We start from the raw sequence: 19846 nt of genomic DNA, 5'->3' as shown, positions 1-19846 counted from the left end.
CGAAACGCGTCAGGCAGCATGGAGCGAGGCCCGGTCACGGAGTCTTGCAACGATATCCCGAGCTTGGTCATCGAAGGACTCGAGTCCAACCGATTCCGCGATAGACGGATTACTCGGATCGATCTGTTGCGCAATCCTCAAGACATGGTGCGCTTCGTCCCGGCGGCCCGAGCGGAGCAAGACAAGGCCACGGACAAGATAGACCAATGCGACGATCGAAGCAGGAACATCCCCCCGGTCCGGCAACCGGTCGAATCGTCCGATCCATCCGAGGATTTCCTGACCGGCAGTCTCGAACCGTTGATCTGATCCGAAGAGAGTCAATTGAGATCGGACATTGATGCAAGCGGCTAGAACCTTCGCCGTGGCGTTGGGGTCCGCCGCGAGGGTGAGCGACACTTCGGCAGCAAGGGCAGGGGAAACTCGAGACAGGATGTCCAAATATGTAAGATCGTAATACGGATTGCCTGATTGACCATTCCTGGCCGCGACAATCTCGACCAATGCAAGTTGCGGCTCATCCAGGAGTGACAAGTCCACTGCCCGGCAGTAATGGAAGACACCACGCGGGATCCTAGGAACACCCTCTGGTGCGTCGAGGGATCCGAGAATCGTCAGCAGTCGAAAGGATTGGGCGGCGGCATCCACATCGAGTGAGGGCTGACTTTGGATTCGATTAAGTTGGATGGCGATTCGGGAGTAATCTTTCGCATCGTCATCATCGAGATGGACCAGTGTCCGCCAGCGGGGTGTTCCTACGACACCTTCCTGTTCATCGGCTCGGACTAGGGCACCGACGAAGAGTTCGCCGTCGCTCAACCATACCCAGTCGCCGATCTTGATGTTCTGTTCTCGTCGATCTCGCGTTGAACCATTCAATTCAAGCCGAAGATCGCCCGCTTCCGTCATCGCGTTGAAATCGGCGAAGACCGTCTTCATCGCAGCCTCTCTGCCTTGGGAACTGGATTCACGACGTCCTGAAAGAGTGCCCCCAACAGACGGGCCGCCGCCGCATCCCAATTCCGAGGGACAACGACCGTGGCATGACGTCCCCTGCCCGATGTCACCACTACATCATATCCCAGACAACGAATCTCGCCGACAGTCGTCAGTCCAACACGATTGTTCAAGCACCACGCTGCAAGTTGAATGAAACCTGCTCCGGGTATTGACTGAACTGAGAATCCATACACCCCTTCATGCTCGTCGCAGCGTTCGTGTAGGGGCTTGGGGAGCGAGTAAGGTGGCTGACCACAGCGAACCACCAACGCTTCGTCAGGAATTCGCAAGTGGCCAATCCTCTTCGATCCCAAGCCCGACAGAAAAGGAACCGGCCATCTTCCGATGATAGCATGTTGTCTGCCGTTCGATTTCACTTGTCCGCACGCATTCCAGCAATCGATCTACCCTCTCGGCAACCGTCTCCAGACCCGGCCTATCCTCTTCGGAGAGGTTCGCTATACTGGAGAGTCTGAAGATAGGCGGCAATCGTCGTGATGACCGGGACGCATCAACCAGGCGGAGGGCGACGTTGATGGCGAATACGTACGTCGTCCGGTATGGCCAGATGCGAGTGCTCGGCGAGTTCCACGGGGTCGAAGGCCAGGAGCATCCTCGCGGGCAGCAGGTGGTCATCGAGACCGACCGGGGGACGGAGCTGGGCGAGGTGCTCTGCCCGGCCACGGACCGGACGGCCTTCTTCCTGCAGAACCCGATCGCTGGGCAGGTGTCCAGGGCGGCCACCGAGGGCGATCTCGCCGCGTCGAGGCGGCTGCTCGAGGTTCAGGCCAGGGCGATGGAGACGGGACGCGAGATGATCGCCCAGGCCAGGCTCCAGATGGACCTGGTCGACGTCGAGGCAATCCTCGGCGGCGAGCGGCTGGTTTTCTATTATCTGGCCGAGAAGCGGGTCGACTTCCGCGAGCTGGTCAAGAACCTGGCGCGGAGCTTCCAGACCCGGATCGAGATGCGGCAGATCGGCGTGCGAGACGAGGCGAAGCTGCTGGCCGACTACGGCGACTGCGGCAAGCCGGTCTGCTGCAACACGCATCTGTCACGGATGCCGCCGGTCTCGATGCGGATGGCCAAGATCCAGAAGACGACGCTCGACCCGTCGAAGATCTCGGGGCGGTGCGGGCGGCTGAAGTGCTGCCTCCGCTACGAGTTCGACACCTATCAGGCCCACGAGCGTGAGCTGCCGCCGGTCGGCGCCCGGGTCATCACCGAGCGCGGACAGGGGCGTGTGCTGGCGCTTGAGATCCTCGCTCGCACGATGATCGTGGAATATGAGGATCGGCGGAGGGTCGTCGTCCAGCCGGGCGAGATCCTCGGCGTCGAGCATTCGAAGTCGCGTACGACGTCCAGGGAAGAGGACGATGATCGCGCCGAACCGTGAGCGTCCGGCGCCGGCATGGCCGCGGGGGAATGTCCGATGAGCCTTCGAGATGACCTGGCCCGGGTGGTCGCGCGAGACGCCCGGTACACGATCCACGCCTACTTCTTCGTCTTCGAGGCCCTGGAATATACCAAGGTCCTCAAGGCCAAGGCCCGCGCGAAGTCGAAGCTGAAGTCGCGCAAGCGGGCCCGACACGTCTCGGGTCGGGAGCTCTGCGAGGGGGCCCGCAAGCTGGCCCTGCGAGATTACGGGCTGATGGCCTTGGCCGTACTCGCTCGCTGGGGCATCCGCTCCACCTCCGACATCGGCGAGATCGTCTACAATCTCATCGCCTCGGGCGACCTGGAGAAGACTCCCAACGACTCCAGGACCGACTTCGACGACGTCTACGAGTTCGAGGCGGGGCTGAGGCAGAACTACGTCATGATCCTCGACGACGTCTTGCTGTAAGCCACGCTCGCACGCTCAGCGGGCCGCGTCCAGGGCGGCCCGGAGCGTGGCGACGGCCTTGCGGGGATACTCGGCGCGGACGACGGCACCGCTGACGGCGATGCGCCGGGCCCCGGCCTCGATCACCGCTCCGACGTTCTCCTCGTCGATCCCGCCGATCGCGAACCAGGGGACCGTCGTCGTCTCGGCCACCTGCCGGACGAATTCCAGGCCGGCGAAGCTGTCGAACGACTTGGTCCCGGAATCAAACACGGGGCCGACTCCCAGGTAACTCGCGCCATCGAGCAGGGCACGCTCGACGTCGGCGATCTCGTGCGTCGACACGCCCACCAGGCCGGCGGTTCCGAAGACGCGTCGGGCGTCGCGGACGGTCACGTCGTCCTGCCCCAGATGAACGCCATCGGCGCCGGACAGGCGGGCGAGGTCGGGTCGGTCATTGACGATGAGCCTGGCCCGTGCCTTGGCCGTGAGGATCCGGACCTCTCGCGCCCGAGTCAGCCACTCGCGATCGGACAGGTCCTTCTCGCGGAGCTGGATCACGTCCGCGCCGCCGGCGAGGGCCTCGCCGACCACCCAGGTCAGGTCGCCCAGCGTGGGCAGGCCGCCGACGAGAACCATCAAGCAAGCTTCGCCCAATTCGCGATGGGCGACGACGGCGGCGATGGTCCGCTTCTCCAGGGTGTAGGCGTCGTAGCGCAGGACCTCGAACCGGCCGGCGAGCCAGACGTCGGCCAGCTTGGAGTATTCCTCAAGCGTGCGCAACGCCTCCTGGATGCGTTTGAAGTTGGCGGTAAGCACGGCCCTGGGGCTCTCGCGCGACTGCTCCGAGGCCGTCATGATGTGCGTGCCGACGTCGCCGGTGGTGTCGCGCGCGGCGGTGAGCCCCTCGGCATCGAGGCCCCGGCAGGCCTCGGCGAAGCGATGGCGGATCTCCTTCAGCCGGCGCGAGAGCGACGCGTCGTCGAGCACGAACCGGACGTAGTCTTCGACCACGCGAAGGCCTTCGCGGACGCGGTTGGCCGAGGCGTCAACCAGGCGCAACAGGTCGGTGCTCAGGCCCGGCTCGCCCAGGTCGAGGGGCGGGATATCGGAGTCCAGGGGGATCGGGCTCGAATCGCCCGTGGACTCGTCCCGGAGTCGATCAATCCAGAGGATCGGGTCGACCCCAAGTCCCTCGATCTGCCGTGACAATTCGGGGACGCTGGCGAGGATCGCGACCAGAAGGTGCTCGGTGCCAACCTGGACGGTCCGGTCGAGCTGGCGGGCCCTCGATGTGGCGTCGGATAGCACGGCGCGGAGATCGAGGGCGTGCGGGAGGGCCGATTCCTCCTCGGGCGCGTCCGACCCGGGTTCCCCCTCAACTCCCAGAAGATCCAGGAGTTGCGTCGGCGCAATGCCGGCCTCACTGAGCCAGGAGACGGCCCGGCTCTCTTCCTCATCGGCAAGCGCTGCGAGCAGGTCGGCGGGCGTGACCAGGCCGTTGCCCCTGCGGCTGGCCCGCGCGCCGGCGCGTCTGAGGGCCCTGTCGGCGCCTGCGGTGAATCCCTCGGTCATGGCCCGTCTCCGACCTCCGCCGGGGGCGGGGCCTATTGCTTCGCCCATACCTTGTCATTAAATAGATCGATCGGCCCGACGGTTTTGTCGGGCTGCGGGCGCGGCGGCGTTCCGGGCCGACAGGCCTCGCCCTCGCCCCAGAGCACCCCAAAGGATCCGCAACGTGAGCATCCGAATGATCGCCGTCGCCCTCGCCGCCACCACCGCCCTGGCCGCCCCGGCCCTGGCCAAGGACGCCAAGAACGTGCTCGACTTCCACCTCAAGAGCATCGAAGGCAAGGACGTCGACCTGACCCAGTATAAGGGGAAGGTGCTCTTGCTGGTCAACACGGCCAGCAAGTGCGGCCTGACCCCGCAATACGAGGGCCTCGAGGCCGCCCAGGCCAAGTTCAAGGACAAGGGCTTCAGCGTCCTGGCCTTCCCCGCCAACGAGTTCGGCAAGCAGGAGCCCGGCACCGATTCGGAGATCAAGGAGTTCTGCTCCAAGAATTACGGGGTCACGTTCCCCGTCTTCTCCAAGATCGTCGTCAAGGGCGAGGGCATCCACCCGCTCTACCAGTACCTGACCAGCAAGGACACCAACGGCTCCTTCGCCGGCCCCATCCCCTGGAACTTCACCAAGTTCCTGGTCAATCGCAAGGGCGAAGTCGTCGCCCGCTTCGACCCCAAGGTCGAGCCCGATTCCGAGGAAGTGACCAAGGCCATCGAGGCCGCCCTGGCCGACGACAGCAAGTGACCTAACTGCCGGATTAACGAACCAACGCCGGGGCCGCTGACTATCCTGGATGTCAGCGACCCCGGCCCGATTGCGGGTGGATGATCGCCGCGAGATCGTGGGTGAGCGAGTCCAGGAGCAGGCCCAAATTCGCCTTCCGGGCCACATGGTAATCGGCCGTCAGGCAGCGGTCGGCCAGGAGGAAGACGTCCTCGGGCTCAAGCACGGGGGCCAGCGTCCGCACGGCTTCGAGGTCGGCGGGGTCGACCGAAGGGGGCTCCAACCCGGCGGTCTGCCAGAGGACACCGCGGAAGAAGCGGGCAAGCTCGCCGATCAGGAGGCTCGCCCGATTGCGCTGGTCGATGCTCTCCTTGCCGGCGGCCTTGCTGAACTCCTCGATACGCCTGGCCAGGGCCGACGGATCGAACCCATGCGGGTTGGAGACGTCTTCGAGCATCGCGCGACGGAAACCGGCCAGGTCGGGGCTTGCCAACCCTTTGGCGCGGCCAGGGCTCCCTTCGCCGAGCCTGGCGAGACGGGCGATCTCGTCGGGGTCGGATGAGACCCCCTGCTCGCGAAGGACTTCGGCCAACTCGGCCTCGGGCAGTGGGTCGAATCGGACGACGCGGCAGCGCGAGACGATCGTGTCGAGCTGCACCTCGGACGACGTACCGATGAGGATCAAGGTCGTTCCCGGCGGCGGCTCTTCCAGGGTCTTCAGGAACGCGTTGGCCGCCTCGTCGTTCAGGTCGTCGGCATCGTCGACGATCGCCACCTTGCGCGCGCCGCGGGCGGGCTTCATGCCCAGGTCGATGCAGAGGTCGCGGATGACTTTGATGGGAAGGTCGTGCTTCTCATCGGGGCGGGCCACCTGGAGCAGGTCGGGATGGGTCCCCCCCTTGACCTGCACGCAGGCGGCGCATTGCTCGCAAGGGTCGAGCGCCGCCTCGGGCCTGCGCTCGCAGAGCAGGGTCTGGGCCAGCTTGAGGGCGAACGCCTTCTTGCCGATCCCTTCCAGGCCGACGAATAGCAGCGCGTGCGGCAGCCGGCCCGCTTCCAGGCTCAGCCGGAGCATCTCGACGACCCGATCATGTCCGCGGATTGAGTGCCAGGGCACGAGCCACCTCATCTCTCAGTCGACGGGCGACGACCTCGGGCTCGGCCCCCGCGTCGATCACGGCGATCAGGCCGGGATAATTCTCGGCAGCCCGCAAGAACCCATCGCGGACCCGGGCCCTTGATTCTTCGGTACGGTCTTCCATCCTGTCGCGGGGCCGGCCCACCCGCGCGGCGGCCACGTCGGGGTCCACGTCGAGCACCACCGTCAGGTCAGGCATCAGGCCGTGGGTGGCAACCTCGCCCACCTTCCAGAGCAGGTCCACCGGCATGCCGCCGGCATACCCCTGATAGACGACATTAGCCAGCAGGAAGCGGTCGCAGACGACCACCTTGCCCGCGTCGAGCGCCGGCACGATGACCTGGGCGACGAGCTGCGCCCGGCTCGCCATGTACAGGAACATCTCGGCGCGGATGTCCAGGCCCACGGTCGCCCTGTCCAGCAGGATTGACCGGATCGAGTCGCCCAGGGGCGTGCCGCCGGGATCGCGGCAGGTGACGACCTCGTGCCCCAGCCCGCGTAGCCAGTCGACCAGGCCCGCGAGCTGCGTCGTCTTGCCGCCGCCGTCGGGGCCGTCCAGGGAGAGGAAGAAGCCTGTCCGAGCCAAGAAGCCGTCTCCTCATCCCGAAATGTGTGTCAGACCCCCGAGCTTACCCTCGGCCTAGCCCGGCTGCTACGCCGCAATCAAACGCGAGGGCGGGGTGCCCTGGATCGAGCACCCCGCCCTTCGATGGCTCGGATCAATTTCCGTCACGAATCCTCAGCGGACAATGGCCTTGAACATGACGGCCCCTTCCTCGCCCGGAGCGACCTTGCCCGGCAGGTCCCAGCGCAGCTCAGTCGAGCCGACCCGGTTCTCTTCGGCGGTGAAGACGGCCCCCTTCGGTCCCTGGCCGCTATTGGCCACGTACTTCAGGCGGGGGAGCAGGCTGTCAACAATCGAGACCGATCCGATCGGCGTGTTGCCCATGTTGCGATAGGTGATCGAGAACGTGACGGTGTCGCCGGGCTCGGCCGTGGTGGCGTCAACCCGCTTGATGACCGCCAGGCCGGGCTTGGCCGGGGGTTCCTCGACCCCCACCGTCTCGCGTGGCTTCCAGTTCATCACCATCTGGCCGGCACCTTCGACGATGCCGGTGACGTTGACGCTCTCGGGCTTGTTGAACGTCACCGCGGCAATGCGGGTGGTGTTCGCCTCGACCTTCTGGCGGGTCTTGCTGATCTCGGCCAGTTGGCGGATCCGGTACCCGGAGATCGAGGTCGGGGTGTCGTAGCCGCTCAGAACACGCAGCTCAGAGTGCTCGCCGACATAAACGCGTCCGAGCACGCCCGAGGCCCGCAGCCGGTGGCGATTCATCTCGGCCGTCTGGTTCTGGTCGACCCGGATCGGCCCCTGCTTCAGGGTCGCCGTGTCCATCCGGGCCACATACTCGGCGTTGCGCAGGCCGACGACCGCCTTATTTTCGTTCAGGCCGGTCCCCATCCGGACCGCGGCGAACCTGGGCGCGTAGATGCAGACCCGGTTGGTGGGGAGGACCCTCGGTCGATCGGGGAAGAAGTTTGCCTTGGGCTCGGCGCGGAACTTGATCACCGCGTCGCGGGGGTCGATCCCACGCAGGCCGCCGTCGCCGCCGAAGTGGACCGGGGTGCCGCCGTCGCCGCCGTCGCAGAGGTACTCATCGCCGGGAAGCCAGGGGCGATCACGAGGGGGCGGGGTGCCGCGCACGGGTCCGCAAGGGACATTGCACTGATCGCCGCCATTGACCGTGAACGGGCATGGGGTGTTGCCGACGGGCAGGAATGTCGCCCCGCCATTGGCCTCGACCGAGAGCTCGTCGGGCGTCGGGCGGCGACCACCCAGCCGGATGACCGCCATCACGCGGCCCAGCGCCGAGGCGACCTTCAGGGGGTCTTCGGCGGCGTTGAGCGTGGCCACCGGGATCTCGTCCCGCTTGAGGTCGACCGGGATGGCGTTCTCGGGCTCTTCCAGATAGATGACGTGCGTCACCAAGCGGCCGGTGTCGACCACGTCCTCGATGTCTTCGAGCCGCAGGAGCACGCGGATCGGGAACTTGACGGGGTCGATGTCGACCGGCCTGTGGAGGTGGCCGACGACCTCGATGACCGGGTAGATCTCGGCACCCGGGCGATTGGGCAGGTTCGTCAGCTTGAGCCTGTAGCCGGTCCCCATCTTCAGGGCGAACGTGTATTCGTCGGCCCGATCGCTGGGCGGCAGGGCTTCGGTGGCGGGCGCCAGCATCTCGACCCGGACCCCTTCGGGCAGGGAGAAGCGGACGACCTGGACCTCGGGCGCCAGCAGCGGGGCCGGTGCTGGGGCCGACGCGGGTGCCCCGCCGACGACCGCCGTTCCGGGCGCCTCGGCGGCTCCAATCGTCGGCAGCGGCAGGGTCGTCTCCGGGGGAGACGGCGGGATGTATTGTTGCGCCTTGGCGCTAGCAGACGCGGCGGCGATGGCGAGGCCGGCCAGCAAGGTCGGGGCGAGCCGCCCGGCGCGTCGTTTCCTTCCGATTCGGATCATGGCTTCGTCCCCGTCGGGCCCGCCTCAGTGTGGCGGCGCCCCTTAAGACTCGCTTGGCAACGTCGACCGCGCGGACACGTTGGCGACAATCGGGCTCGCCGGCGTGTCGCGCGACGACCCCGGCGGGGCGCCACTGGTGGCGCGTCCCGCCGGGGTCGAGCCGTGACCGGCGTGCGGACCTGAAGACCGGCCCGCTCGGATCAAACGATCAGTTCGGGGCGGGAACGGGCACCGGGACCTCGGCGAGAGCCGGGGCCGACGGCGGGGCCAGGAACGCCTCCGACTCGGGAGTCGGCGCGGGGGCGACGGCGGGGGCTTCGACCTCGGGGATCGAGGGCGAAGGGGCCGACGGCACCGGCGGCAGGGTCGCCGCTTCGGGTGAAGCCGGGGCCGGAGCAGGAGCCGGGGCGTCGGCCGGGACCGACGACTCGATCGGCGAGGCCGGGCTCACCGGGGCACTCTCGATCGGAGTGCTGGAGATGACGCCGGGGGGGAGCGTGCCGGGAGTGCTCACGATGCCGGGGGCCGAGTTGACCGGACCGCCGATGATCGGGGCCCCGCCCTGCTGCATCTCAAGGTCGATCTGGCCGAGCCGGACGATCAGGAGGATGGTCCCCCGCTTGTCCGCCTCGAGGATGGGATCGACGCCCGGCTCGAGCCGCGTGGAGACCAGGGTCTCGACGCCGGCGATCGCCAGCTCTTGGTACTTGGGATCCGGCAGGTAGATGACCTTGGTGACGAAGTTTCCGCCGTCGACCACCTGCTCGAAGTCCTCGGCCGTGAACTGGACCGGGATCGGGTTGTGCGTCAGGTAGGCGTCGGTCGCGGGGGTCGAGGGTGCGACCTCCAGCGTCGGGTAGAGCGCCGTGTTCGGGCGGTTGGGGATGTCGGTGATCTTCAGGCGGTAAATGAATCCCTGCATGAAGTTATAGCGAGCGGGCACTTCCAGCTGTGCGGGAAGGTAGGCCTTCTCGCCATTGGGGCCGCCCGAGGTCTGCCAGCCGATCTTCATCCCATCGGGATCGAGGAAATAAATCTGGCTGCGGACGCTGGGGAACCGCCGGCCGGCCTGCCCGGGGCCACCAGGACCGCCACCACCCATGGGGGGCTGGATCGGCCCGCCCGGAGGGGCTTCGCCGCTCACCACCGCGTGGTGACGCAGCAGCTTCTTGCCGCCAACACCGGGTTTTCCAAACCCGGCACCGGCGGTGGCCGCCGCCAGGAGCAACACACCGATCATCTGCATCGGAACTCCTCCCGACCCCGCGACTTCGGCCTTCGTGCGGTGGTGCGGATGAGTGCTCATCCGCCCCCACCACGGGCCTCGGTCCACGGGGAGATTCGCCATCCTGGTCTCGAACGATGCGTCGCCCAGGACGGGGCCATTTGCAGGCTCCATCCCGGCCGGCTTTCGCGGCGACCTAGCCCGGTCGGATCGCTCGGCCGGGGTTGTCCGTCGCGACGTCTAGCGATAAGATCGGGCGTTCCCACCCGTTCCTTGAGTCTATGCGGCGTCACCCCACTATGCCCACGAACCGGACCATCCTGACCCTGGCCTTCGTCGGTCTCTGGCCGGTGCTCGTCCAGGCCCAGGCGACCCCCGCCGATCCCGCCCAGACCCCCGCCCCCGCGGCGGCCGTTGAGCCCGGATCTGCTGCCATCGTCGCCCCGCCGACCGAGGCGGAGGCACTCATCGACGCCGCAATCCTCAAGATTGTAGGGCTGAAGAGCGTCTCCGCGGATATCCGCCAGTCGGTCCAGATGCTTGGCCAGAAGTTCATGCTGAACGGCAAGTATCTCAAGGACGTCGACAACCGACTCTACATGAAACTTTCCGTCAGCGGCCTGGGCAACTCCACGGGAACCTTGCTCCAGGTCTGCGACGGCAAGACGCTCTGGGATTTCCGCCAGGTCCTCGAGAGTCAGAGCTACAGCAAGCTCGACATCATCCCCATCTTCCAGAAGCTCAACACACCGGGCGTGGACCCCAAGCTCCGCGACCAGATCATCGGTTCGCTCGGCTTCACCGGGCCCGACACCTTGCTTTCGGGCCTGCGCAAAGTCGTCCGCTTCGACCAGAAGGAAGAAGCGACCCTCGACGGCAAGCCGGTCTACATCTTCCGAGGGACCTGGATCAGCCGCGACGGACTGACGACCGCGAACGGCCAGCCCTTGCCGCCGTCGATCCCCCTGCCCGCCTATATCCCCAGCATCGTCACCGTCTGGGTTGGCAAGGAAGACGGCTGGCCCTACCAGCTCGAACTGATCGGCCAGGTCCCTTCGGTCCTCGCCTCGCCCGCGGACAATAGCCCACGCGACCAGAATGGCCGCGTGATCGGCAAGCAGGCCAAGCCGCTGAAGGTCACGCCCAGCAAGATCGAGCTGGTCTACTCCAACGTCAAGTTCAACCCCGAGCTGCCCCCCGACAACTTTGCCTTCCAGGCACTCCCGGGAACACCTGTCGCTGACTCGACCCAGGAGTTGGTCGGACGCCTCGACGAGATGATCCGGGCCCAGGCCGAGCAGGCGAAGCAGGAGGCGGCCAAGGGCGCCCCGCTGCTGAACGAAGGCCTCGAACTTCCCAAGACCACCGAAGGGGCCGCCGGCTTCCCGCTCGCAAAGCCATTCTCGCCGGCCCCTGCCACGCCCGCCGCTCCCCGCTGAGCCGGATTGCGACGCAGCCCCCTCGACCTGATCTGATCCCACGGCGATCGGGCGAGGGGGCAATACTCCCAGAGACGACGACCTGGCCGACTGCGAACACGAGCCGTCGCATGCCAAGCTTCGCCGAAGCCTACCCAACTCTGGTCGAGCTTGCCCCGCGAACCCTCGCGCTGGGCGGCGATTCCCCGTTCATGGCCGCCGCGGCCATCATCCTGGGTCGGACCCTCAAGGCCGTGACCGTTCGGTCGATCCTGGCCGGATGGGCTGACCGAGGGCTGGACGACCTCGTGGCCTTTTCCGAAGCCGACGACGAGGAAATCGAGGAAATCCTCCGAGTCGCCGGGATCAAGCCGTTCGCCAAGCTTCGCGCCGTCCTGAAGCGGCTCGCCGCCTGGCTCCTGGACAAGCAATCGGTCGACGAGGATTGGCTCGCCTCCGCCCGCTCGGCCGAGTCAGTCCGCGAGGAACTCGCCGCCATCGCGGGAATTGGCCCCAACACGGCCGACGCCATCGCCTTGCACGCCCTTGGGCTGGCGACCTATCCCGTCGACCGCGCTTCGTACAGGATCCTCGTCCGCCACGGCTGGATCGACGAGTCGGCCGATTACGAAGAAGCTCGCTCGACGCTCATGCGAACCGACGACCCCGCCGAGCTGATCCGGCTGAGCATCACGCTAGATCGCATCGGCCGCGAGTTCTGCCGGGCTGGCAGGCCGAATTGTGTTCCCTGTCCCCTGAGCCGGTTCCTGCCCGAGGGCGGGCCGTGCGGGTCCGAGGGCGAGGAATAAGCCGGGATTGAGCAGGACCAACTAGCTCGCCCGGCCCGCGACGAGGCCGCGGGCCGGAAGGCTAGGATTTCATCGCCGCAAGGGGCGATTCTCCGCGGCTCAGGCCTTGGCCTTGGCCAGGGCGGCCGCGTAGTCGCGGGCAAGCTTGCTCTTGCGGCGGGCTGCGGTGTTCGGGTGCAAGACGCGGCGGACGCCGGCCTTGTCGATCTTGGCGGTGGCCGCGCGGAAGTCGACCTGGGCCTTGTCGAAATCCTTGGCGACCAGGCTGGCGAAGGTGCGCTTCGACAGGGTCTTGATCACCTTCTTCGTGATCCGGTTATGCAGACGACGCTTCTGGCTCTGCTTCAGGCTCTTGATCGCGGACGGGGTATTCGGCATGGCTGGTCAGCACTCTCCGGGGCAGGACGCCGGCCAGGGCGTCCCGCGATCGTTCGGGATGGGATGGGTCCGGCGAGACCCGGCCCCGACGCTTGGGGCAATGGCAACACCCCGGCGTGACATCGGGCAGCAACCGACGGCACGACGACGGGGCGAAGAACCGGACAGGATATCACAGAGAGGGCTTCTGGTTCAAGTTCTTGAGTCTCGTTGCCACGTCCAGATACGTGTAATCGCTGGCAGCGACCTCGTTATAATGCTCTTCGGCCATCTCCAGATGACCATTGGACTCCGCGACCCGCCCCAGCCGGTAGTGCAGCGCGTTGAGCGTCGTCCGGTCGCCGGGCTCGGCGGCCTTGATCGCCTCCTGATAGGTGCGTTCGGCTAACTTCGAGGCGCCATTGGCCTCGAACGACTGGCCCATCGCGTAAAGGGCCTGCACCTTCAGGTTGGGTGTGTTGCGTGCCTGCTGGAACGCGGCGATCGCGTCATCGTGCCGGCCGACCCTGGCGAGGAGCTGGCCCATCTGGAACTGGAGGTTCATGTCATCGGGCCTGGCGACGATCCGACGCTTCAGGTCCTTCCGCTCGTATTCGTTGAGCATCTGCGAGAGTTGCAGGTGCTTTGCCTTCGCCTCGGCATCATCCGGCAGCTTCCTGACCCGCCGGGCCCATCCCTCGACGGCCCTTCGCAGCCGCGTCAGCTGCACTTCGGCGTGCGCCCCGCGCAAGAATTCGTCGGTCGGGGCCGCCTTCAGGCCCTGCGAGAGGATCTTCTCCGCCTCGTCGAGCAGGTCCTTGCTCTTGTAGTGCTCGGCCAGGTGGAGATACGGGCCGACTCGCGTGGGATCCTCGCGGATCTCGGCCAGGTAGCGATCCTCGGGCGTTGTCTTCGGCTTCTTCAACTCGTCGAGCTCGGCCTGGTCGGGACCGATGGACGCTCCCTCGTCTTCGCGCTTCTTGATCGCCTCTCCCAGGCCCGACCTCTTGATGGTGGCGCTGGCCGACAGGGAGTTGACCTGGCGGTTGGCCGTCTCGTCGGTCGGGTCGATCTGCTTGACTCGTTCCCAGCAGAAGATCGCCTTCTGCCAGTCTTCGTTCTTCTGGTGGATGGCCGCCGCGGCGCGGAAGAAGCCGGCGTCCTTCTCGACCTGCGCCTGCACCGACTCGAAGAGCCACTGGGCGGTCCTGAGGAACCCCAGTTCCTCGGCGGCCTCGGCCGCGTCGCGCGTGGTGGAGATATCCCAGGGGCTCTGGACGAAGACCTCCTCGCAGGCCTCCAGCATCGAACCCCAATGGCTCTTGGCCCTCGCCGCCTTGATCTTCAAGCGGATCGGCTGGATTTTGGCGCCCACCATCCGGCCGACATTCTTCGGCTCGTTGGAATATTTCCGCCGCTCGACCCCGCGCAAGGCCTGGCGGAAGATCAGCTCATCGGGCACGAGCTTGCAGGCATTGCGATACATGTCGATCGCGTAATCGAGATTCCCCTTCATCGCGGCGTCGTTGCCGTAGGCGAAGAGGGACTGCGCCCGGATCTTCTTCTGATCGAGATCGTGCTCCGAGGACATCGCAGCCTGCCTTCTTGTTCCGCTGCCGTAGACCTGGCCGCACCGGGGGTTGCGAACCGGCCGGTCCGGCAAATCGTCGATCTCAGCGTAGCAAACGTTGAGTGCCCGTCAAGCTGGGAGGCCTGCCCCTCACCCTGAGGTCCTTTGCCACCCTGCACCTCCATCTCCCAGAGCGAACTCATCCGGAAAATGATCACGCGGGTGACGCACGTTCCGACAACCCTAATTCTTGCCAGTCTTCTTTAAGCAGCCCAGTCGCTCGACTCGAATCTTGCGACCGCCTAGCCTGGCAAGAATCGCTCGCGATGCAGCCTGATTGAACATGCGAAAACGGTGAACTTCTCCACTGAAACATAGAGGCATGGGCGGGCTCAAGGAGGCAGGCCGGCATTCCGCCTGCCTCTGTGGGTCGGCTCAGAAGAACCGTGCGGTTCGGGCTTGCCCCTGATGCAACAGATTGGCCGATCTGATAGCCTTGCGGCCGGGACGCCGCCGGGGCTCGCGGCCCCACTCGCGTTCCGGCCAATCCCGACGAGCCCAGACGACCTTCCGAGCCCGATGCCGTGGCCAGCCGCACATCAGAGATCCTCCGCGCCACCCGCGAGACCGATATCCGCCTGACGCTCGACCTCGACGGCTCCGGCCGCTCGGAGGTGAAGTCCGGCGTAGGCTTCCTCGACCATATGCTGGAACTGTTCGCCCGCCATGGCCTGTTCGACCTCACCGTCGCATGCAACGGCGACGTGCAGATCGACGACCACCACACGACCGAAGACATCGGCATCTGCCTGGGCCAGGCCTTCGACAAGGCGCTCGGGACCAAGGAGTCGATCCGCCGCTACGGCCACTGCGTCCTGCCGATGGACGAGACACTGGTCACCTGTGCGGTCGACCTCGGAGGCCGTCCCTACTGGGCCTGGGACGCGCCGATGCCCTCTCCCAAGATCGGCACATTCGACAGCGAGCTTGTCGCCGACTTCTGGCAGGCGTTCGCGACTCAGGGGCGGATGAATCTCCACGTCCTGCTGCATTACGGCCGCAACACCCATCACATCAGCGAGGCCATCTTCAAAGGTCTCGCCAAGGCCCTGCGTGCCGCCTCCGAGATCGACCCGCGCGGCCAGGGCGTCCCCTCCACCAAAGGCTCCCTCTGAGCCCGAGGGCAAGGGACGCCGTCTTCATTCCCCCGCGAGTCCACCCCGCATGTCGCAAGTCGCCCGCCCCGCCCGCCGCAGCACCGCGGTGAACGTCGCCCTGGCGCTCGTCGCGTTCGCCCTGCTGGCCTGGACACTCTACGGCAACCGCGTTGAGCTGCGCAAGGTCCTGAACAGGCCGCTCGATCCGGGGCCCATCGCGGTGGCCTTCGGCATCTACATGCTCGGCCTGGTCTGGACCTTCTACCGCTGGTGGACCCTCGTGCGGGCGCTCGGCCTGCCGTTCCCGTTCCGCGATGCCCTTCGCCTGGGCTTCATCGGTAACGTCTTCAACCTGGTCATCCCCGGCGCCGTCGGCGGAGACCTCGTCAAGGCGGCCTATCTCAGCCGGGAGCAGTCCCGCAAGACCCTGGCCATCTCGTCGATGATCGTCGACCGGATCGTCGGCCTGCTCGGCCTGTTCCTGCTGGCCGCGATCGCGGGCGCCTTCGCCTGGAACCGCCCGGGGACCGGCCCCGAGGTCAAGCGCCTCATCGTGTTGGCCTGGTGCGCCGTCGGTGCAGGGTTCGTCGGCCTGGTCGTCATCTTCGGCCAGTTGGTCACCAGGTTCTTCCCCAACGCGGGCAAGCGCGAGGGCAAGTTCTCCGTCGTCTTCAATGAGCTGAAGGAGATGGCGGCCGCCTACAGGGGGCGGCTCGGCGTCGTGGGCGCCGCCATCGTGATGTCGATGGGCAATCACTCGCTGAACGTCACCGCCTTCTACCTGATGGGCCGGACCCTCTTCCCCGCGGGGGTCCCCAGCCTGGTAGACCACTTCCTGATGGTGCCGCTGACCCTGTTCACCACCGCCGCGCCGCTGCCGTTCGGCTCGCTCGGCCTGAGCGAGCAGGTCAGCGAGCGCCTCTTCGACCTCGTCAAGCATCCCAACGGGGCGCTCGCGATGCTGGCCTTCCGCGTCCTGATGTACGGCGGCGGCATCGTGGGCGCATTCGTCTACCTGGCCAATGCCCGTCAGGTGCGGAAGCTGGTCGACTGAACCGTACGCCCGCCACCCCAAGCAAGGAGTCTCCCCCCGGATGCGACGCCCCTCGAACCCCTGGACCAGGAAGCCCATTGCAGTCTTGATCCAAGAGATGGAAGGGAGTCGCCTCCACCGGGCTCTGGGGCCGGTCGCGCTGACCGCCCTGGGCATCGGCGCCACCGTGGGTGCGGGGATTTACGTCCTGACCGGCAAGGCGGCCCACGACCATGCGGGCCCGTCGCTGATGCTCTCATTCCTGCTGGCCGGCCTCGGCTGCGGCTTTGCGGCGCTCTGCTACAGCGAGCTGGCGAGCATGGTCCCCGTCGCGGGTTCGGCCTACACCTATGCATACGCGACCCTGGGCGAGCTGGTCGCCTGGATCATCGGCTGGGACCTCGTCCTGGAGTACGCCATCGGCTCGTCGGCCGTTGCCGTCGGCTGGGCAGACTACTTCGTCGAACTGCTGCGCGGCCTCTTCGGCATCCGGATCGATCCGAGGCTGACGTCATCTCCGTGGGACTTCGAGGTCGGCAAGGGGTTCTTCCTCAAGATCGTCGAGTTGGCCGACGGCTCCCACGCGCAGGCCTGGTGCAACCTCCCGGCCGTCTTCATCTGCGCCCTCATCACCGCGGTCCTCGTCGTCGGCATCCGGGAGAGCGCCCGCTTCAACGCGACCATGGTCATCCTGAACCTCGTCGTGATCCTGATGGTCATCGGCCTGGGCGTTCGCTATGTGAACCCGGCCAACTGGACGCCGTTCCTGCACCCCGAGAAGGGCTGGGGGGGCGTGGCCGAGGGGGCCGGGCGCATCTTCTTCGCTTACATCGGCTTCGACGCCATCTCGACCCATTCCGAGGAGGCCAGGAACCCCAGGCGCGATCTCGCCATCGGCATCCTCGCCTCGCTCCTGATCTGCACGGTCCTGTACGTTTCCGTCACGGCCGTCCTCACCGGGATGGTCCCCACCTCGCGGATCGACATCAACGCCCCGATCGCGGCGGCCTTCCGGTCGCGTGGTCAGGACGTTGCCGCCACGCTCGTGACGTTCGGCATCGTGCTGGGCATCACCAGCTCGTTGCTGGTCGGGATGCTCAGCCAGCCGAGGATTCTCCTGGCCATGTCCCGCGACGGGATGCTCCCCGCAGCCGTCTTCTCCGAGATCCATCCCCGATTCCAGACCCCCTGGAAGTCGACGATCCTCGTCGGCTTCATAGTCGCCCTGGCGGGTGCCCTGGCCCCCCTCGGATTTCTGGCCGACCTCGTCAGCGTGGGGACCCTCTTCGCGTTCATCGTCGTGTGCGCCTCGGTCTGGATCCTCAGGCGCACCAACCCCGAGGTCGAACGCCCGTTCCGCACCCCCTGCCTGCCGCTGGTCGCCAGCCTCGGAATTCTGGTCAACGGGGGCCTGATGTTCTCGCTGGGCAAGGACAACTGGATCAGGCTGGCCGTCTGGCTGATCATCGGCCTGGCCATCTACTTCGGCTACAGCCGGTACCACACCAAGTTCGGGCGCGACGTCGAGCCAAAGCCGGCGTGAGAGCGCGGCCTGTGCCCATCAACGGGGTCTCGCGTGAACTTCGGGAGGGGCCGCGGTGTCGACGTACAGGTCGGGTTCGGTTGCATCGCGGGGGGTGCTTCCCTAGAATCGAACGTCGAGCGAGGTTGCTCCAGGTCTCATCAAACAGGTCGGCGCCGGCATGACGCGGGCGGCGGGCGGAGGTTGCGGTATGGATCCGAATCGGGGTGGCAAGCCCACAAAGGTCGAGGCGATCAAGATCGCCAGCCAGTACCTCCGGGTCCACATGGAGCAGGAGGCCCGCAACGGCCTGCCCCAGTTCACCGAGGATGCGACCTCGATCCTCAAGTTCCACGGTTCTTACCAGCAGGACGATCGCGACCAGCGCACCCAGCGCAAGAGAGAAGGGCTGGACAAGGCCTACTCGGTGATGATCCGGGTGCGGATCCCCGGCGGCAAGATCCATTCGGCCGCCCAGTACCTGGCGATCGACGAGCTAGCGAGCACCGTCGGCAACGGCACCCTGCGCATCACCACACGGCAGGAATTCCAGCTCCACGGCGTCCTGAAGCGCGACCTCGCCTCGACGATCAAGATCGTCAACGAGACCCTCTTCTCGACCCTGGCCGCCTGCGGCGACGTGAATCGCAACGTCCTCTGCTGCCCGGCCCCCATCCGCGACGGCGTCCGCGACCAGATGCAGGCCGACGTCGACGCCCTGGCCGTCCACTTCGCCCCCCGGTCGTCGAGCTACGTCGACCTCTGGCTCGACGGCGAGCCGATCAAGAACCCGTTGCTGCCCGAGCAAGGCCCCAAGAAAATTGCCACCGCCGGCGACGACTCCGTCGAGCCGCTCTACGGCGCCGCCTACCTCCCCCGCAAGTTCAAGGTCGCCTTCGCCCTGCCCGACGACAACTGCACCGACATCTACGCCAATGACCTCGGCTACCTGGCCATCGTCGAGGACGGCAAGATCGTCGGCTACGACGTCCTGACGGGCGGCGGCCTCGGGACGACCCCCAGCGCGGACAAGACCTTCCCCGCGCTGGCTCACCACCTCGGCTTCATCCCCCGCGAGGACGTGCTCAAGGTCGGCGAGGCGATCCTCAAGGTCTTCCGCGACCTGGGCAACCGCGCCGACCGCAAGCGGGCGCGGCTGAAGTACATCATCTACGATCTGGGCCTGCCCGCCTTCCGCGCCAAGGTCGAGGAATACCTCGGCCGCCCCCTGGAAGACCCCAGGAACGTGGTCGTGACCAAGGTCGACGACCACCTGGGCTGGCACGAGCAAGGCGATGGCAAGCTGTTCCTGGGCATCCCGGTCGAGAACGGCCGGATCAAGGACGCCGGGAGCCTGCGGCTGGCCAGCGGCCTGCGGGCCTACTTCCAGAAGTACGGCACCCCCGCGCGGCTGACCTGCCAGCAGTCGATCATCCTCAGCGAGGTCGAGCCTTCGAAGAAGGCCGAGATCGAATCGCTGCTCGAAGAGTACGGCATCGCCAAGGTCGAGGACGTCTCGAACGTCCGTCGATGGTCGATGGCCTGCCCCGCCCTGCCCACCTGCGGACTGGCCGTCACCGAGGCCGAGCGTGCCCTGCCGGCGCTCATCGACGAGCTGGAAGCGGAGCTGAAGCGGCTCGACTTGCAGGACGAGGTCTTCACCGTCCGCATGACCGGCTGCCCCAACGGCTGCGCCCGGCCGTATAACTCGGACATCGGCCTCGTCGGCCGCTCGGCTGTGAAAAATGCCGACGGCACGCCTGGCGCCGGCACCTACACCATCTTCCTCGGCGGCCGGACCGAAGGGGATCGCCTGAACGTCGAGTTCCGCGACTACATCCCTTACGGACAGGTCGTCTCAGAGCTGACACCGGTGCTGACCCGCTTCAAGGCCGAGCACCTGCCGGGCGAGGCCCTGGGCGATTTCTGCCACAGGATCGGTGTCGATCAGCTCGTCCCTGCGGAGGTCGCCGAACTCGCCTGAT

17 protein-coding genes are annotated in these 19846 nt (G+C 66.5%); 9 read left to right on the top strand and 8 right to left on the bottom strand.

The features are described from left to right. Nucleotides 1-9: 9 nt before the first annotated feature. Nucleotides 10-939 (bottom strand): hypothetical protein, encoded by a 930-nt coding sequence (locus tag EP7_RS15145; protein ID WP_463522123.1) that lies wholly within the window; start codon nucleotides 937-939, stop codon nucleotides 10-12. A 595-nt stretch (nucleotides 940-1534) separates the two neighbouring features. Here EP7_RS15145 and EP7_RS15140 point away from each other — a divergent pair. Both EP7_RS15140 and EP7_RS15135 read left to right on the top strand, forming a co-directional pair. After that, nucleotides 1535-2395 (top strand): PSP1 domain-containing protein, encoded by an 861-nt coding sequence (locus tag EP7_RS15140; RefSeq protein ID WP_463522121.1) that lies wholly within the window; start codon nucleotides 1535-1537, stop codon nucleotides 2393-2395. A 36-nt stretch (nucleotides 2396-2431) separates the two neighbouring features. Then, entirely contained in the window at nucleotides 2432-2845 is a 414-nt protein-coding gene (locus EP7_RS15135) for a Minf_1886 family protein (protein ID WP_463522119.1), read from the top strand. A gap of 15 nt (nucleotides 2846-2860) precedes the next feature. Here EP7_RS15135 and EP7_RS15130 read toward each other — a convergent pair whose 3' ends face one another. Further along, nucleotides 2861-4399, bottom strand: coding sequence for a thiamine phosphate synthase (locus EP7_RS15130; RefSeq protein WP_463522117.1), 1539 nt, complete (start codon nucleotides 4397-4399; stop codon nucleotides 2861-2863). Between the two features lie 163 nt (nucleotides 4400-4562). Here EP7_RS15130 and EP7_RS15125 point away from each other — a divergent pair, with 163 nt between their 5' ends. After that, complete coding sequence (locus EP7_RS15125) at nucleotides 4563-5135, top strand: glutathione peroxidase (RefSeq protein WP_463522115.1); 573 nt, start codon at nucleotides 4563-4565, stop codon at nucleotides 5133-5135. Nucleotides 5136-5187: 52 nt separating this feature from the next. Here EP7_RS15125 and holB read toward each other — a convergent pair whose 3' ends face one another. From holB to EP7_RS15105, 4 genes are all read right to left on the bottom strand, one after another. Next, a complete protein-coding gene (gene holB / locus EP7_RS15120; protein WP_463522113.1) occupies nucleotides 5188-6231 on the bottom strand; it encodes a DNA polymerase III subunit delta' in 1044 nt (347 codons plus the stop codon). Beyond that, on the bottom strand, nucleotides 6203-6838 hold the full coding sequence (gene tmk / locus EP7_RS15115) for a dTMP kinase (RefSeq protein ID WP_463522111.1): 636 nt from the start codon (nucleotides 6836-6838) through the stop codon (nucleotides 6203-6205). The genes holB and tmk overlap by 29 nt, the downstream gene beginning before the upstream one ends. A gap of 153 nt (nucleotides 6839-6991) precedes the next feature. Further along, entirely contained in the window at nucleotides 6992-8770 is a 1779-nt protein-coding gene (locus EP7_RS15110; protein WP_463522109.1) for a hypothetical protein, read from the bottom strand. A gap of 208 nt (nucleotides 8771-8978) precedes the next feature. Then, complete coding sequence (locus tag EP7_RS15105) at nucleotides 8979-10016, bottom strand: hypothetical protein (RefSeq protein WP_463522107.1); 1038 nt, start codon at nucleotides 10014-10016, stop codon at nucleotides 8979-8981. A 278-nt stretch (nucleotides 10017-10294) separates the two neighbouring features. Here EP7_RS15105 and EP7_RS15100 point away from each other — a divergent pair, with 278 nt between their 5' ends. Together EP7_RS15100 and EP7_RS15095 are read left to right on the top strand one after the other, a co-directional pair. Beyond that, nucleotides 10295-11434, top strand: coding sequence for a LolA family protein (locus EP7_RS15100; protein ID WP_463522105.1), 1140 nt, complete (start codon nucleotides 10295-10297; stop codon nucleotides 11432-11434). A gap of 110 nt (nucleotides 11435-11544) precedes the next feature. Next, complete coding sequence (locus EP7_RS15095; RefSeq protein ID WP_463522103.1) at nucleotides 11545-12222, top strand: endonuclease III domain-containing protein; 678 nt, start codon at nucleotides 11545-11547, stop codon at nucleotides 12220-12222. 99 nt (nucleotides 12223-12321) lie between these two features. Here the strand turns inward: EP7_RS15095 and rpsT are convergent, their stop codons facing one another. Together rpsT and EP7_RS15085 are read right to left on the bottom strand one after the other, a co-directional pair. After that, a complete protein-coding gene (rpsT, locus tag EP7_RS15090) occupies nucleotides 12322-12600 on the bottom strand; it encodes a 30S ribosomal protein S20 (protein ID WP_463522101.1) in 279 nt (92 codons plus the stop codon). A 172-nt stretch (nucleotides 12601-12772) separates the two neighbouring features. Further along, nucleotides 12773-14170, bottom strand: coding sequence for a tetratricopeptide repeat protein (locus EP7_RS15085; protein ID WP_463522099.1), 1398 nt, complete (start codon nucleotides 14168-14170; stop codon nucleotides 12773-12775). A gap of 563 nt (nucleotides 14171-14733) precedes the next feature. Between EP7_RS15085 and hisB the strand changes: the two genes are divergently transcribed. The 4 genes from hisB (at nucleotide 14734) to EP7_RS15065 (ending at nucleotide 19845) form a co-directional block, all read left to right on the top strand. Beyond that, a complete protein-coding gene (gene hisB, locus EP7_RS15080) occupies nucleotides 14734-15324 on the top strand; it encodes an imidazoleglycerol-phosphate dehydratase HisB (protein WP_463522097.1) in 591 nt (196 codons plus the stop codon). A 49-nt stretch (nucleotides 15325-15373) separates the two neighbouring features. Next, the gene (locus tag EP7_RS15075; RefSeq protein WP_463522095.1) at nucleotides 15374-16360 is read left to right on the top strand and encodes a lysylphosphatidylglycerol synthase transmembrane domain-containing protein; all 987 of its coding nucleotides are present in this window, start codon (nucleotides 15374-15376) and stop codon (nucleotides 16358-16360) included. A 40-nt stretch (nucleotides 16361-16400) separates the two neighbouring features. Next, nucleotides 16401-17882: an amino acid permease gene (locus EP7_RS15070; RefSeq protein WP_463522093.1), complete on the top strand. Its 1482-nt coding sequence runs from the start codon at nucleotides 16401-16403 to the stop codon at nucleotides 17880-17882. Between the two features lie 190 nt (nucleotides 17883-18072). Beyond that, nucleotides 18073-19845 carry an NADPH-dependent assimilatory sulfite reductase hemoprotein subunit gene (locus EP7_RS15065; RefSeq protein WP_463522091.1) on the top strand — a complete coding sequence of 591 codons (1773 nt, stop codon included), beginning with the start codon at nucleotides 18073-18075 and terminating at the stop codon, nucleotides 19843-19845. Nucleotide 19846: the final 1 nt, after the last annotated feature.

This window comes from Isosphaeraceae bacterium EP7, from assembly GCA_038400315.1.
Lineage (GTDB): Bacteria > Planctomycetota > Planctomycetia > Isosphaerales > Isosphaeraceae > EP7.
This window is presented reverse-complemented; position numbering and strand designations above follow the sequence as displayed.

What these genes read in the sequence shown, in the direction of transcription:
- EP7_RS15145 (WP_463522123.1), bottom strand. Translation starts at nt 939, where the DNA reads ATGAAGACGGTCTTCGCCGATTTCAACGCGATGACGGAAGCGGGCGAT.
- EP7_RS15140 (WP_463522121.1), top strand. Translation starts at nt 1,535, where the DNA reads ATGGCGAATACGTACGTCGTCCGGTATGGCCAGATGCGAGTGCTCGGC.
- EP7_RS15135 (WP_463522119.1), top strand. Translation starts at nt 2,432, where the DNA reads ATGAGCCTTCGAGATGACCTGGCCCGGGTGGTCGCGCGAGACGCCCGG.
- EP7_RS15130 (WP_463522117.1), bottom strand. Translation starts at nt 4,399, where the DNA reads ATGACCGAGGGATTCACCGCAGGCGCCGACAGGGCCCTCAGACGCGCC.
- EP7_RS15110 (WP_463522109.1), bottom strand. Translation starts at nt 8,770, where the DNA reads ATGATCCGAATCGGAAGGAAACGACGCGCCGGGCGGCTCGCCCCGACC.
- EP7_RS15105 (WP_463522107.1), bottom strand. Translation starts at nt 10,016, where the DNA reads ATGCAGATGATCGGTGTGTTGCTCCTGGCGGCGGCCACCGCCGGTGCC.
- EP7_RS15100 (WP_463522105.1), top strand. Translation starts at nt 10,295, where the DNA reads ATGCCCACGAACCGGACCATCCTGACCCTGGCCTTCGTCGGTCTCTGG.
- EP7_RS15095 (WP_463522103.1), top strand. Translation starts at nt 11,545, where the DNA reads ATGCCAAGCTTCGCCGAAGCCTACCCAACTCTGGTCGAGCTTGCCCCG.
- rpsT (WP_463522101.1), bottom strand. Translation starts at nt 12,600, where the DNA reads ATGCCGAATACCCCGTCCGCGATCAAGAGCCTGAAGCAGAGCCAGAAG.
- EP7_RS15085 (WP_463522099.1), bottom strand. Translation starts at nt 14,170, where the DNA reads ATGTCCTCGGAGCACGATCTCGATCAGAAGAAGATCCGGGCGCAGTCC.
- EP7_RS15075 (WP_463522095.1), top strand. Translation starts at nt 15,374, where the DNA reads ATGTCGCAAGTCGCCCGCCCCGCCCGCCGCAGCACCGCGGTGAACGTC.
- EP7_RS15070 (WP_463522093.1), top strand. Translation starts at nt 16,401, where the DNA reads ATGCGACGCCCCTCGAACCCCTGGACCAGGAAGCCCATTGCAGTCTTG.
- EP7_RS15065 (WP_463522091.1), top strand. Translation starts at nt 18,073, where the DNA reads ATGGATCCGAATCGGGGTGGCAAGCCCACAAAGGTCGAGGCGATCAAG.